Here is a 14070-nt window from a genome sequence, read left to right on the forward strand (position 1 = left end):
TTAACACTCAACGAAACTATCACCCATAACTCATCACTCATCACCCATAACTCATCACTCCCCTGCCTATCTTACAAATGCCATTGCCACCCCACCATCAACATTGAGCACATTACCGGTCGATTTATTCAACAGGCCCCCAACGAATACAAAGCAGGCGTTCGCGATGTCTTCAGGAAGAATGATCTCGTTGAGTAAAGTTCTGCCCGCGTAATATTCAGGCAGCTTTTCGATCGGCACGCCATAAGCTTTAGCGCGTCCTTCTGCCCATGCACCTTCCCAGATCTTACTGTCCGAAATTACCGCATCGGGGTTTACAACGTTTACCCTTATGCGATCACTACCCAGTTCAGCAGCATTGAGCCTGCTCAGGTGCAGCTGCGCAGCTTTAGCCGAGCCGTAGCCGGCATTATTAGGACCGGAAACGAGGGCATTTTTACTGACGATGTTTAATACATCACCGCCAAGTTTTTGTTTTTTCATAATCGATACGCCAGCCTGTGTTACCAGGAACTGGCCCTTAACCAATACATCGTATAGCAGGTCCCAATCGGATTCAGAGTGTTCACCCAACGGTTTTGAAATGCTTAGACCGGCACAGTTTACCACTATGTCAACCCCGCCAAAATTCAGGGCCGCCACATCGAAGGCCCGGTTTATCGTTGACTTATCAGTAACGTCAAGCAGGCTGGACGCGAAAACATCTTTTGAATATTTTGTAGAGAAATCCTGCTTTGCTTTTTCCAGCCTGTCCCCGTCATTATCATTGATAATTACACAGGCGCCTTCATCTGCAAATTTCCTGGCTATTGCTTTACCGATTCCGCCGGCACTGCCCGTCACAAGCGCAATGCGCCCGGTCAAAGGTTTCGGCTTTGGCATCCTTTGTAACTTTGCTTCTTCCAGCAGCCAGTATTCAATATCAAAGGCTTCCTGCCTGGGAAGTGAAGTATAAGTTGAAATGGCTTCCGCACCGCGCATCACATTGATTGCATTCGCATAGAACTCTGCTGCAACACGTGCAGTCTGTTTGTCTTTTGCAAAGGTGAACATCCCCACCCCGGGATATAAGATCACCACAGGGTTAGCGTCACGAATAGCGGGACTATCAGGATGTTTACATGTATTATAATAGTCTTCGTACTGCGCCCGGTATTCTTCAAACTGTGACGTGAGTTTTTTAAGAAATGTGTCCGTATTTGAAAGATCTTCACCGGGTTGCATGTCCAAAACCAAAGGGCTGATCTTGGTGCGGAGAAAATGATCGGGGCAACTTGTTCCCATTGGCGCGAGCCTGGCAAGATCATTTGAGTTGATGAATTCCATCACTTTTTCATCATCGGTAAAATGCCCGATCATCCTGGACTTCGAAGAGGCAAGACCGCGCAGAACGGGTGCGAGCTGTGTTGCTTTTTTATACCGCTCTTCTTTTGGAAGTGACTCGAGTTTGCTTCCTCCGAAAACCTCACCTTTTTCGGCGGTTTTCTGCTCTATATATTCTGCGCATCTTTCGATCACTTCGAGTGTGTTAATATAACTCTCATAGGCAGTATCTCCCCAGGTGAACAAACCATGGGAACCGAGCATAATGCCCCGGATACCGGGATTTTCATCAAGACATTGCCGGAGTTTTAATCCAAGGTCGAAGCCTGGTCTTTGCCATTCAACCCAGCCAATCGTTCCATTAAATAACTCCTGTGTGATCTGCCTTCCATCTTTCGCCGCCGCTATCGCTATAGCCGCATCAGGGTGCAGGTGGTCTATATGGCTGAAAGGTAAAAAGCCATGCAGTGCCGTATCAATAGAAGGGGCACGCGAGTCCAGGTCATAGATGCAATGATTGAATAACTCGACCATTTCATCTTCGTGTTGTTTGCCCCGGTATATATTCTTCAGGCTGAGCAGGCGGTCCATATATAAAGCGGCAAGGCCATTCTTTTTAAGTGTCCCAAGATCCCCACCCGAACCCTTAACCCACATCACGTCGGTGGTTTCACCAGTCAGCCGGTTTTTTGCCGGCCCCTTGTAAGAAGTATTTCCACCACCGTAATTGGTCAACCGGAGATCGGCACCAAGCAAGTTAGAGCGATATATCAGCAGTCCAACCTCGTCGCCATCAAACGCAGCGGCTTTCTGCTCATCCCACAAATAACTTACATGCCTGAACTTTGATGCTGTAAGAGACATAATCAAATATTTAATTATCTAAAAATTGGTTACCTGTTATTTCATAGAATTTCCATATCCCACTACTAACACAGAAATAATGATTGTGATGATACCGGCAATTATGGTATAAGTTGTTTTGCGGTTCACCCCTTTCCATTCCTTCAGAATAAGTCCCCATAGATTCGCGATCAGGATGATAAAGGCCATGTGTAGGATCCAGGAGCTTGCGCCATTGCCTAGCTTACTTTCCCCCATCCCATAAAAAAAGAACTGCAGGAACCAGGTGATACCGGCAAGGGCAGAGAAAAAATAATTGCGGGTAAGCGGAACATTTTTATTGGTGTAGTCGTGAAAAGTTTTGTTCCTGGCATTTAAAATCATGCACCAGATAAAGTTTACGGTGAGACCTCCCCAGAGAATGACAACATAAACCACATTGTTCTGGAAAAGAAATTCTCCGTCGCCGGGATTAGCTGTCTTCCAGACTTCATTAGCAGTGTTGGCCATGGATTTGCCCGATTCAATTCCAAAATTAAAACATGCACTGAGTATCCCGGAAATTATGGATACCGTCATGCCGAGCCCGAATTTATATTCTGTTTTGATCACCTCTCCATGAGGATCTCTTGCAGGCGCAACTTTGCTTAGCTGCTGCTCTTTCATAACACCTGCTTTACCGCAGATGATAATTCCAAGTATACAGATCGCAAGGCCTGCTAACACTGTTTGCCCCCAACCAGAATTAACGAGCATACTGAACGTATCCTTCCCTTCTGCAGGGAAAAAATTATAATACATGGAAGGAATCAAAGCTCCGAAAACCATACAAAGCCCAAGTATGATACTCGAACCAAGAGATACACCCAGGTACCGGACACCCAGGCCATAGGTCAATCCCCCGATGCCCCATAGTAAGCCGAACAGATAGGTTGTACCGATGACATTGTTGTCGGTTTGCCTGATAATCTCTGTAAAACCCGGAATAGTTAAAAACGCTGCCAGCGGCGGCACAATCAACCATGAAAAAATCCCCCCAACTATCCAATAACTCTCCCAGGACCAGCCCCGTACTTTTTTAAATGGTATATAAAAACTTCCTGATGCAAAACCGCCGATGAAATGATAAATGATCCCAAAAAGTACCTGCATGTAGTTGCTGTTTTTCCAATATGTATCAATCGTCGGGGCAATCTATGAATAAATTTCTATTCGCCCGTGATGCACTGTCATGGGGGTAACCGGAACGTTGCCATCAAATTCGTAATTTGAGCGCCTATTAATCAATCAACGATGAACCTGCACGTAATAGTTAGCAAAACCTGCCTTACGGTGGTGTTCATAATTCTGGCACTAAGTAAAGGATCAAGTCAGCCGGGTGTCGCCCAGGTAAACGGAATCAACATTGCTTATCATAGTTATGGCAGCAGGAACAAAGAGGCGTTTTTGTTGATTTCGGGAACAAATGCGCAATTGACAATGTGGCCGAAAACCTTCTGTGAAAAACTCGTAAGCAAAGGCTACCGGGTGATCGTATTTGACAACAGGGATATCGGCTTATCAACAAAATTTGATGATGCCGGCCTGCCAGACTGGAACGCCATCACAAAGGCGCTTGAGATCGGAGAAAAGCCACCCCTTGCCTATTCGCTGGACGACATGGCAAAGGATGCCGTTGTGCTCCTTGACGTGCTTGGTATAAAAAAAGCGCATATTGTTGGTGCCTCTATGGGTGGGATGATTGCACAGCGGGTTGCTTATTATTATCCGGGGCATGCATTGTCATTGACAAGCATAATGGCGGGAGGAGGCAAACCTACTTTTCCCCTGGTGGCAAGGGTTGATCTGTTAAGTACTATTCCTGCCCCTGGTCCCGCGGATGACACCGCGAACTACATACAGCGGGAATTACAAAGCATGAAGGTGTTGGCAGGAAACACTTACCCCGTAAATGAAACAAAAGCGCTTGCACTGATCAGATCAAATATCAGGAGATCCTACCATCCCGATGGTTTGGTCCGCCAGGGTGCAGCTTCAGTGGCCGGCTTTTACGCCGGAAGAACTGCTGATCTTCAGTCTATCAAAATACCTACGCTCGTCATTCATGGCACCGAAGACCCGCTGGTGATCATTGATGCCGGAAGAGACGTGGCAGCATCTGTACCCGGTGCCCGGTTTGAAAGTATTGAGGGCATGGGTCATGATCTGCCGGAAGCCTTACTGGATAAACTGGCGGCATTAATTATTGCCAATGCGGAAAGAAAATGATCTCCAGTTTGCAAGAAGATCTCCATCACTACCCGAAGAAGTAGTCGGCGGTGCGTAAATAAATAGAATTTAAAATGCGCAAAGACAACAATAAAAAAATGCCCCAGGTTATGGGGCATTCAAATTACTGTGTTGTTGGAACTTAGCCTGCACAAAGTTAATTAGCTTGTGCTAAGAAACGAGCTTGTGCTAAGGTCAGTTAGCTTGTGCTAAGAAACGAGCTTGTGCTAAGTTCAGTTAGCTTGTGCTAAGTAACGAGCTTGTGCTAAGGTCAGTTAGCTTATGCTAAGAAATGAGCTTGTGCTGACAGAAATGAGTTGTTCCGCCCTTCAGTTCTAATCAAAATGTATCGCAGGTTTCATGGCTGCGCGCGGTTGTGCAGGTTTGACTGGCTCTACAGGCGCAACAGCTTTGACAGGGGCTGATGGTTTAGCGGGAAGAATGGCTTTTGTTGGCGCCTGTTGCCGGATGATCACCGCGTCATCATCGCTCCTGGCAGGAACCGGCGGAGGCGGTGGTGGCAGTGGTGGCTCACTTTCCACCGGTCTGGCCGGTGGTGGTGGCGGTGGTTCATTTTCGCCTGGTCTGGCAGGTGGTGGTTCATTTTCGCCTGGCCTGGCCGGCGGTGGTGGTGGTGGCGGCGGTGATGGTTCATTTTCGCCTGTTTCTACCGGAACCGGTGGCGGTGGTGGCGGCAGGGGTTTGTTTTTACTGGTTTTGGCGGGAGCCGCCGGAGCAGGTTTTAGCGGTTGCGCTTTATCACCAGCTTTTTTTTCCTGGGCGATGGCAGCGCCGCTTATGCCAATTCCCAGGATGATCAATACTAATGTTTTTTTCATAACAATCTTTTCTACCAGATGCAGAACCCGCAATTATCCATAAGAAGCAGGATGGCATAATTTTTTAGTCTGTTGTTCAAAGCATTAACATGAACCAATCATTAGAACCCAACATAAACGATGACAAAAATAAATTTCCCGTTCGCGAAGGACAGGGAAAAGATTCATCCATAAGAAGTGATAAGGACAGAGCAAGTGGTGAGGACAGTGGTAATTCTGATACTTATCCTGAACCCAGTTCTGATGATAAGAAATATAAAAACCAGGATGAATACAATCACGTAGACAAGGAGAAACAAAATGAATCAATTTAGCAGTTCTGGAACTTGGGCTATATCAAGTTGATTTAAGTTCCGGTTTAAAAACCTATAGGGTTTAAACAATCGAAGGCATTGCTTCAGTACACCGTACATCACTGTACCTTACTGCAGCAATGCTTTACTTTTTGTAACGTTGAAGTTGTTACTCCAGCTCACAGCTTGCGCTATCAATCCCTGCTTTTGTTGTTTGCAGTCCAATGCTTTACTTTTATATGGATGAAAATTCAATGTTGGTCAGTTGGAAAAGCACATGACCCTTATGTAAAAGATGGTATCGAAGACTTTACGAAACGAATCAACAAATACTATCCTGCCAGCTGGACACTTATACCCGCTCCAAAAAACGCCGCTTCTTTAAGTGAAACTGATCTCAGAACCAGGGAAGGCGAATTGGTGCTCGCCATGTTGCAAAAAGACGACTTCCTCGTTGTACTTGACGAAAGGGGACAAATGCTTGATTCACCCGGGCTGGCACAATTCATTCAAAAAAGAGGAAATGAAAGTGTGCGTAACCTGGTTTTCCTGATTGGCGGCGCATTTGGTACTGACGATGCTGTGCTGAAAAGAGCAAATTTTCTATGGTCCCTTTCCAAACTCGTTTTTCCGCACCAGTTAGTGAGGCTGATACTTTCCGAACAAATATATCGGGCTTGCTCAATTTTGAGAAATGAAAAATATCATCACTCATAATCATTAGATTTGAAGCTGAACCAATCGTTTTTTTCATGAGCATTACCCTGATCATTATCATCATCACCGTACTCATCTCGATATCCGCCCTGAACAATGACAAGATAATGAACGACCTGATCTTTGATCCCCCTGCCGTAACTTATCAGAAACAGTGGTATCGTTTTTTCACCAGTGGGTTCCTGCATGCCGATTATATCCACCTTGCTTTCAACATGTATGGTCTGTATATTTTCGGAAAATATGTTGAAGTTGATTTCATGCGGCTTTTCGGAGACCTGGGCAGGGTAATGTATTTATTGATGTATATCCTTGCGCTGTTTTTTTGTTTGCTTCCCACCTATTCACAACATAAAACAAACAGTTCCTATAGAAGCCTTGGGGCCTCCGGTGCCGTATCTGCAGTTATCTTTGCGTTTATTCTGCTCAATCCGCTTGTTCCGATGGGCTTATTGTTTATCCCTGTACGGATCCCCGGTTTTGCTTTTGGTTTATTATTCCTGGTGATCTCTTCTGTACTTGACAAACGTGGTGGCGGGAATGTGAATCATTCTGCACATATCTGGGGCGCCCTCTTCGGTATAGCATTTTTGATCATCACTTGCTTTGCGTTTAGTGATTATAAACCACTGTCTGCCTTTATCGAACAGGTTCGCATGTATTTCGGGACTTTCTAAGCGGGAAAAACAACTGCAACTTATTCAGATGGCCCATGAGAGATCATGATAACATCCCTGGTACTTTCTATAATTTTAAACCTGTCGTCAACCCGGTAACCAACCACCCAGATGATCTTTTTGCCGGATTCAACGACCCACACCGATTCCTTATCCGTTTTCGAAACCCTGGAATCGATCAGGAAGCGTGCTACTTTTTTCTTTTTCTTCATGCCCAAAGGATAAAAATAATCACCCGCTTTCCAGCGGCGGAGCATTAGTGGAAATTCGATTTTCTTAGCGTCCAGGTAAGCAACCGATGGCTTCGATCCGGAAGGAATAAACGGCTTATCCCCTTTGAAACGAATCTCGTTTACTGGCAGTTTTGACAGGTTGAGATTTCCGCGCTCGTAGTTAACAGTCTTGTCACCCTCATCAATGACCACCAGGGATGAATGCTGCTGTTCAGCAGGAGCTATGATCAGCCAGTTGCGGTTCCTGATGACGCGATATCGGTCAGACAAAACCTGCTTGCCCGTTTCAGCATGCAGCAATTGTAAAACCTGTGACAGCTGATGCGATGTGAACCCGTATTGTTGTATTATCTCAAACAAAATGGTCTCATGGGCACGCATCCTGACAAGCTTCAAAATAGGGATATGTAATTCCTTTTCCCGTAGCTCAACAAGGTTACTGATTTTTTTGTCAACAGCCTCACGGTAAAGAACAGCCGCATCCTGGAAGCGATGAAGATTATGGTAAAGATTTTGTTCGACCTGTGGATATATTTTCTGAAGCATTGGGATCAGCTGATTGCGGAAATAGTTTCGGGTGTATTTATCCAGCTGATTTGAACTGTCTTCTACCCAGGCCAATCCTTCAACCCCGGCATATTCAACTATCTCGTTTTTTGTAAAACACAACAAGGGCCTGACCAGGTGTTCCTGTTTTGGCAAGATGCCACGGAGACCCGTTATTCCCGTACCCCGGAACAGATTCATGAGCATGGTTTCAACACTATCATCCATATGATGAGCAGTAACTACCAGGTAAGCCCCTTTAACCGCACCAGATTTATTATTGGCTGTATAGGCCTGTCTCAGCGATTCAAACCATTCATACCGCAATACCCGGGCGGCAACCTGGATCGATAAATTATGAAGAGCAGCATATTCAGTGGCATTCACATCTTTTATAAGAACCTCAACATTTGCCCCGGCTGCAAACCGGGTTACAAATTCTTCGTCGCGCTTGCTTTCTTCTTTGCGCAGGTTGAAGTTGACATGAGCCACGACACACCTAAAACCCGCTTTTCTGCAAAGGTCAAGTAACACTATGGAATCAACCCCTCCGCTTACAGCCAGGATCAGGAAATCATCTTTCGTAAATAATTTTTGCTCTTCTACAAATCGAATAAACCTGTCTGATATCGCTTGCCCCGGCATGAATAAATTGAATATTTATCCGGAAAGCTCCGGCTTTTTTAAAGAAAAATAATAAATTCTGTAACATACAACGATCATATGCGTCAAACTGTCAACGATTTCAATAACACCGGAGAATCATACAACATCAATAATATTGGTTGAACCGGAGATCAGTTAAACTGCACCAGATTTAAAGAAATGAAAAAGCTAAGTGTAATAGCCGGCCTTCTTATCATACTCGCCGCCTGCGGACACAGGTTTGAAGGTCCCGGAGAAACGACATCAATAGACAAAATCCAGGAAGAATCCGGGATGTTGAGCAATGGTGCCTCACTGGCTTCCTCCCTGGAACCTCAACCGGTAAAACATACCGGACTCAGGCATTTTCACAAAAAGAAATATGAGTAGCAGTCCACACTCACCGATCAGTCAACAAGATCTTCATAAGCCGCCTGCAACTCATTTAAGGAATGCCTGTCTCCAGCCTCCCTCGCTTTTTGCATTCCCCTTTCATACCACCCGATAGCCAGCTGAGTTTCACCATCTGCCTCCAGCAATTTCGCGAGATGATAATACGAACCTACATAACCGGGATCCCTGGCTAACAAAGTCTCGAAAACAGCTCTCGCAGATTCACGCTGATCCAGTTTCAAATATTCAAGCGCCAGCGCGTGATTCAGAAAGCTATCACCTGGGCTTTCTTTCAGTAGTTCTTTGAGTTTTTCGAGTCTTTCCATTATTCACAATTAAATATGCTGAAAAGTTTCTGCCCTTAAAAGCTGGCTCTTATATTTGTGTATAATGGTTGCATAAACAACCAGTTTCAAAAACGTCAAAAACTCGCCAATGAAGATTCTTGTCTGTATCAGCAAAACGCCCGACACTACGGCAAAAATAGCTTTCAAGGATAACAATACGAAATTCGTTCAGGACGGGGTACAATGGATCATCAATCCTTATGATGAATGGTACTCACTTGTCCGGGCAATTGAACTGAAAGAAAAAGATCCCTCTACTATTCTACACCTCATTAATGTCGGGGGACCTGAAAACGATCCGATCATCAGGAAGGCACTGGCCCTGGGCGGTGACGAGGCCATCCGTGTTAATACTGACAGTGGGGATAGCTTTTACATAGCCTCCCAGATCGCAGAAGTGGCAAAACAAGGTGGATATGATCTTGTTTTCGCAGGAAAAGAAACGATCGATTATAATGGGTCCTCGGTTGGAGGAATGATTGCTGAACTGCTTGACCTCCCTTATATAAGTCTTGCCACGAAGTTTGAGCTTAATGATAACTCGGCTACTGTTACACGTGAGATTGAAGGCGGAGATGAAGTGGACGAGGTCTCCCTCCCTGCCGTGATCAGTTGCCAGAAAGGGGTAGCTGAACAAAGAATTCCGAATATGAAAGGTATCATGGGTGCGAGAACAAAACCATTAAAAGTGCTGGAGCCCGCTGCCGCCGAACATTTAACCAGTATTGTGGGTTTTGAATTGCCCCCGCCGAAAGCAGGTGTAAAAATGATCCCTGCAGATAATGCGGGTGAATTGGTTAAACTGCTTCATGATGAAGCAAAGGTGATCTGAAACCGGTAAAGCATTATTTAATCTCTCATTCAAGCATTTATTATGTCTGTTTTAATATTTATAGATCATTCAGATGGCCAGGTTAAGAAATCTTCATTTGAAGCACTTTCTTATGGCTCAAAGATCGCCGATCAGTCAGGGACGACCGCTGAAGGCGTTATCTTGGGGACGGTAAGCGCTGATCTTTCGGAACTTGGTAAATATGGTGTTACTAAGATTCACCAGGTTGCTGACGAGTCTTTGAACAACCTCGATGCACAGGTTTACGCGGACATCATCGGTCAGCTTGTAAGCGGCACCGGTGCAGATATTATTGTGTTTTCAAATAACTTCAACGGCAAGGCTGTTGCACCCCGTGTTGCAGCAAGGCTGAAAGCAGGCTTTGTATCCGGCGCAACTGCCTTGCCCGATACCACTGATGGATTCGTGGTCAGGAAAGTTGTATTTTCAGGCAAGGCCTTTGCAAAAATTAAAATTGAAACTCCTGTCAGGGTTATCAGCCTGAATCCCAATGCATATCCAGTTAGTGAAGCCGGGGGTAAGGCGGAAGTTGTGACCGCCCAGGTAAATATTCCCCAATCGAAGGTGAAAGTGGTACAGTCGAGCGCTGCAACCGGGGAAGTTGTGCTCACGGAAGCGGAGATTGTGGTTAGTGGGGGCCGTGGTCTTAAGGGTCCTGAAAACTGGGGCATAGTTGAAGAGCTTGCTTCTCTGCTCGGAGCAGCTACCGCTTGTAGCCGCCCGGTTGCGGATAGTGGCTGGAGACCACATCATGAACACGTGGGACAAACAGGAATAGCCATTGCACCTAATCTTTATTTCGCGATTGGTATTTCAGGAGCGATACAACACCTCGCCGGGGTAAACAGAAGCAAAACCATAGTTGTCATAAATAAGGATCCTGAAGCGCCGTTCTTCAAATCTGCCGACTATGGTATCGTTGGAGATGCTTTGGAAATAGTTCCAAAAATCATCGCTGAAGTCAAAAAACTGAAGGGGAAATAGCCAACCGGGGGTGGAATGATTGGTTGATTGTTGTATTGGGTAAGCGCAAGTTAACCAATACTATAATCAACCATTTTTTGTAAAAATGAAGCTCGCGGGATGATTTTTTTTCACTTTGTTATCATCCAGTTTTTTAAATAAAATGCGTTAGTTTCGTGCTTTCGTTATGAAGAAAATAGAACTGGAAATAGTCGCGCTGTCCCATAGTATTACGCAAACACATTCCTATGCAGTGGTTTTAGGTGAAGTAAACGGTCTTCGTCGTTTACCTATAGTTATTGGCGGATTTGAAGCCCAGGCAATAGCAGTCGCCCTTGAAAAGATGCATCCCAGCAGGCCACTTACGCATGATCTCATGAAAAATTTTATGAATGCATTCAATATTGAACTGCAGGAAATAATTATCTGCGACTTGCAGGAAGGCATATTCTATTCAAAACTCATTTGCGCCTCGGAACACGACACTGTCGAGATCGATTCCCGTACTTCCGATGCTTTGGCACTAGCCGTAAGGTTTGGTTGCCCTGTTTATACCTACGATAATATCCTCGAAAGCGCAGGAATCCTCATGGAAGATCCCGCTAACAAAAAGAAACAGCCCAAAGAGGCGGTGGCTTCTTCTGAAATTTCTGCCGGCCAGGAAGATCTTAAAGCTTTATCTGCCGACGAACTGAATACGCTCCTCAATGAAGTACTCGAACAGGAGGATTATATCCGCGCAATAGCTATCCGGGACGAGATTAACAGCCGCAAAAAGAACAGATAAACTTGGTCAGTTTCCCGAATTGTAAGATAAATCTCGGACTACATATAGTAGAAAAAAGAAATGACGGTTATCATAACCTTGAAACCGTATTTTATCCCCTGCCTTTAACTGATATTTTAGAGATTTTACCAGATCATGGGTTCGCAGGGAAAACGCCTGAAACTTCTCTCACATTAACCGGTCTCCCGGTTGCAGGCGATCCTCAAACCAATCTTTGTTTGAAAGCCTGGCACCTTTTAAAGCAGGATTTTGGACAATTGCCTCCCGTGCAAATGCATCTTTATAAAAACATTCCCATGGGTGCGGGCCTTGGTGGTGGCTCATCAGATGGCGCGTTTACGCTCTTATTACTGAATGAAAAGTTTGGGCTGAATCTGCGTCCGGAAGTGCTGGCAGGTTATGCTTTGAAGTTAGGATCAGACTGTCCATTCTTCATTTACAACAGGCCCGCGTTTGCAACTGGCCGCGGGGAATTAATGAAGCCACTGGAAAGAGATCTGAGCGCTTATTCATTCCTGCTAGTTAACCCGGATATTCATATCAGCACAGCCCAGGCTTTTTCCAGGGTAGCGCCGGTCCCGGCCCCGGTCAACCTCGCTGAGGCCATTATGTTACCAGTAGAAAACTGGCGGGAGTTGGTACGAAACGATTTTGAAGAACCTGCTTTTTTTTATTACCCGGCGCTGAAAGACCTCAAAAAATGGCTATATGACTCAGGGGCTTTATATGCTTCAATGACCGGTTCCGGTTCCTGTTTTTATGGTATTTTTCCAAAAAACCAGTTGCCTGGTGAAGATCCCGCTGCCGGTTGGAAGCTGCACCGGATACCCTAGCTCCCCCTTTGATGGAGCAACCCCTGCCACCAGGTTTTTGAAAGTCCACCAGATTTATTATATTGCAAAAAATATTCGCATTCCACTGCTGCTGACCATACCTTGTTTCTTAGGCCTCAACCTCGATCTGCTTAATCATCGAGGACGCTAATCTTTTGCCAGCCATAGCTTAGCCCCGTGCACCGGGGTATCTCAACACAACACAAATCTTTCAAAAACATTTTCATGATTACTAAAAATTCGGTTTCCGAAAAGGCAGCATATTTTATAAACAAAGAAGAAGAGTTTGGGGCGCATAACTATCATCCGTTACCGGTTGTGCTCGAACGTGGTGAGGGTGTTTATCTGTATGATGTGGATGGCCAGCGATACTATGATTTTCTTAGTGGATATTCGGCAGTTAACCAGGGTCATTGTCATCCAAAAATCATAACAGCGTTGATAGACCAGGCTTCAAAGCTAACACTCACCTCCCGTGCGTTTCACAGCAACCTGCTTGGTGAATTTGCTGAATACATAACAGGTTATTTTGGTTACGACAAGGTATTACCGATGAACACGGGGGTTGAAGCTGTTGAGACGGCTATAAAACTATGCCGTCGCTGGGGCTACCAACGTAAATGCATAACCGAAAACTCAGCAAAGATCATCGTTTGTGGTGGTAATTTTCATGGCAGAACTTCAGCAATCATTTCATTCAGTACTGATCCTTCTGCATATACAGGTTATGGCCCTTTTATGCCCGGCTTTGTAGTTGTACCTTATAACGATCTAGCTGCACTCGCAGTTGCCCTTAAAGACAAAGATGTTGCCGGTTTTCTGTTTGAACCGATCCAGGGTGAATCCGGTGTGGTTGTACCTGATAAAGGATATCTATCAGCAGCAAAGAGTTATTGCGAAGCGGCCAATGTGTTATTCATCGCAGACGAAATTCAAACTGGCCTGGCAAGAACGGGTATGATGCTGGCCTGCGACCATGAAGCGGTAAGGCCGGATATCCTGATCATCGGGAAGGCTTTAAGCGGTGGTACTTTGCCTGTCTCGGCAGTGCTCGCGGATGACGAAATCATGCTTACTATCAAGCCCGGTGAACATGGATCCACTTATGGCGGCAACCCTCTTGCATGTAAGGTGGCCATGACGGCGCTCCAGGTATTGAAGGACGAAAACATGGCGGAAAACGCGGCGCTCATGGGTAATCGCTTAAGAGCCGGGCTGAGTGAGTTGCAGTCACCTTTTATTGAAACTATTCGTGGCAAGGGATTGTTGAATGCGATTGTGATCAAACACAAAGATCCCGACGCGGCCTGGGCACTCTGTATGGAGATGAAAGAAAATGGACTCCTTGCAAAACCTACACATGGGGATAAGATCAGGTTCGCACCGCCGCTGATCATCACGGCAGAACAGGTAGATGAAGCTGTTCAGATCATAGCAAAAAGCCTGAAAACGCTGGAATCATGACCAGCCTGCGAAAATAATTTTCAATACGCTATTTGCAGAGTTCTGA

At 45.5% G+C, this 14070-nt stretch carries 15 protein-coding genes; 11 read left to right on the top strand and 4 right to left on the bottom strand.

Annotation, left to right across the window (positions count from 1 at the left end):
* Positions 1–66: 66 nt before the first annotated feature.
* A complete protein-coding gene (locus ACX0G7_RS09360; RefSeq protein ID WP_458923193.1) occupies positions 67–2187 on the bottom strand; it encodes a bifunctional aldolase/short-chain dehydrogenase in 2121 nt (706 codons plus the stop codon).
* Positions 2188–2223: 36 nt separating this feature from the next.
* A complete protein-coding gene (gene rhaT, locus ACX0G7_RS09365) occupies positions 2224–3318 on the bottom strand; it encodes an L-rhamnose/proton symporter RhaT (protein ID WP_458923194.1) in 1095 nt (364 codons plus the stop codon).
* 141 nt (positions 3319–3459) lie between these two features.
* On the opposite strand from rhaT, the gene ACX0G7_RS09370 reads away from it, so the two are divergent.
* From ACX0G7_RS09370 to ACX0G7_RS09390, 5 genes are all read left to right on the top strand, one after another.
* A complete protein-coding gene (locus ACX0G7_RS09370; protein ID WP_458923195.1) occupies positions 3460–4434 on the top strand; it encodes an alpha/beta fold hydrolase in 975 nt (324 codons plus the stop codon).
* A gap of 360 nt (positions 4435–4794) precedes the next feature.
* Positions 4795–5316, top strand: a complete 522-nt coding sequence (locus tag ACX0G7_RS09375; RefSeq protein ID WP_458923196.1) for a hypothetical protein — start codon at positions 4795–4797, stop codon at positions 5314–5316.
* A gap of 46 nt (positions 5317–5362) precedes the next feature.
* Positions 5363–5587: a hypothetical protein gene (locus ACX0G7_RS09380; protein WP_458923197.1), complete on the top strand. Its 225-nt coding sequence runs from the start codon at positions 5363–5365 to the stop codon at positions 5585–5587.
* A gap of 222 nt (positions 5588–5809) precedes the next feature.
* Positions 5810–6283: a 23S rRNA (pseudouridine(1915)-N(3))-methyltransferase RlmH gene (locus ACX0G7_RS09385; RefSeq protein ID WP_458923198.1), complete on the top strand. Its 474-nt coding sequence runs from the start codon at positions 5810–5812 to the stop codon at positions 6281–6283.
* 35 nt (positions 6284–6318) lie between these two features.
* On the top strand, positions 6319–6960 hold the full coding sequence (locus tag ACX0G7_RS09390) for a rhomboid family intramembrane serine protease (RefSeq protein WP_458923199.1): 642 nt from the start codon (positions 6319–6321) through the stop codon (positions 6958–6960).
* Positions 6961–6980: 20 nt separating this feature from the next.
* On the opposite strand, the gene tilS is transcribed toward ACX0G7_RS09390, so the two are convergent.
* Complete coding sequence (gene tilS, locus ACX0G7_RS09395) at positions 6981–8384, bottom strand: tRNA lysidine(34) synthetase TilS (RefSeq protein WP_458923200.1); 1404 nt, start codon at positions 8382–8384, stop codon at positions 6981–6983.
* Positions 8385–8564: 180 nt separating this feature from the next.
* Between tilS and ACX0G7_RS09400 the strand changes: the two genes are divergently transcribed.
* Positions 8565–8774: a hypothetical protein gene (locus tag ACX0G7_RS09400; RefSeq protein WP_458923201.1), complete on the top strand. Its 210-nt coding sequence runs from the start codon at positions 8565–8567 to the stop codon at positions 8772–8774.
* 17 nt (positions 8775–8791) lie between these two features.
* On the opposite strand, the gene ACX0G7_RS09405 is transcribed toward ACX0G7_RS09400, so the two are convergent.
* Positions 8792–9103 carry a tetratricopeptide repeat protein gene (locus tag ACX0G7_RS09405; RefSeq protein WP_458923202.1) on the bottom strand — a complete coding sequence of 104 codons (312 nt, stop codon included), beginning with the start codon at positions 9101–9103 and terminating at the stop codon, positions 8792–8794.
* Between the two features lie 109 nt (positions 9104–9212).
* On the opposite strand from ACX0G7_RS09405, the gene ACX0G7_RS09410 reads away from it, so the two are divergent.
* From ACX0G7_RS09410 to rocD, 5 genes are all read left to right on the top strand, one after another.
* The gene (locus ACX0G7_RS09410; protein WP_458923203.1) at positions 9213–9956 is read left to right on the top strand and encodes an electron transfer flavoprotein subunit beta/FixA family protein; all 744 of its coding nucleotides are present in this window, start codon (positions 9213–9215) and stop codon (positions 9954–9956) included.
* Positions 9957–9998: 42 nt separating this feature from the next.
* On the top strand, positions 9999–10961 hold the full coding sequence (locus tag ACX0G7_RS09415) for an electron transfer flavoprotein subunit alpha/FixB family protein (protein ID WP_458923204.1): 963 nt from the start codon (positions 9999–10001) through the stop codon (positions 10959–10961).
* Between the two features lie 166 nt (positions 10962–11127).
* Entirely contained in the window at positions 11128–11727 is a 600-nt protein-coding gene (locus ACX0G7_RS09420; RefSeq protein ID WP_458923205.1) for a bifunctional nuclease family protein, read from the top strand.
* 2 nt (positions 11728–11729) lie between these two features.
* Positions 11730–12560, top strand: coding sequence for a 4-(cytidine 5'-diphospho)-2-C-methyl-D-erythritol kinase (gene ispE, locus ACX0G7_RS09425; protein ID WP_458923206.1), 831 nt, complete (start codon positions 11730–11732; stop codon positions 12558–12560).
* Between the two features lie 225 nt (positions 12561–12785).
* A complete protein-coding gene (gene rocD / locus ACX0G7_RS09430) occupies positions 12786–14024 on the top strand; it encodes an ornithine--oxo-acid transaminase (RefSeq protein WP_458923207.1) in 1239 nt (412 codons plus the stop codon).
* Positions 14025–14070 lie beyond the last annotated feature (46 nt).

The organism is Flavitalea antarctica (genome assembly GCF_054461535.1).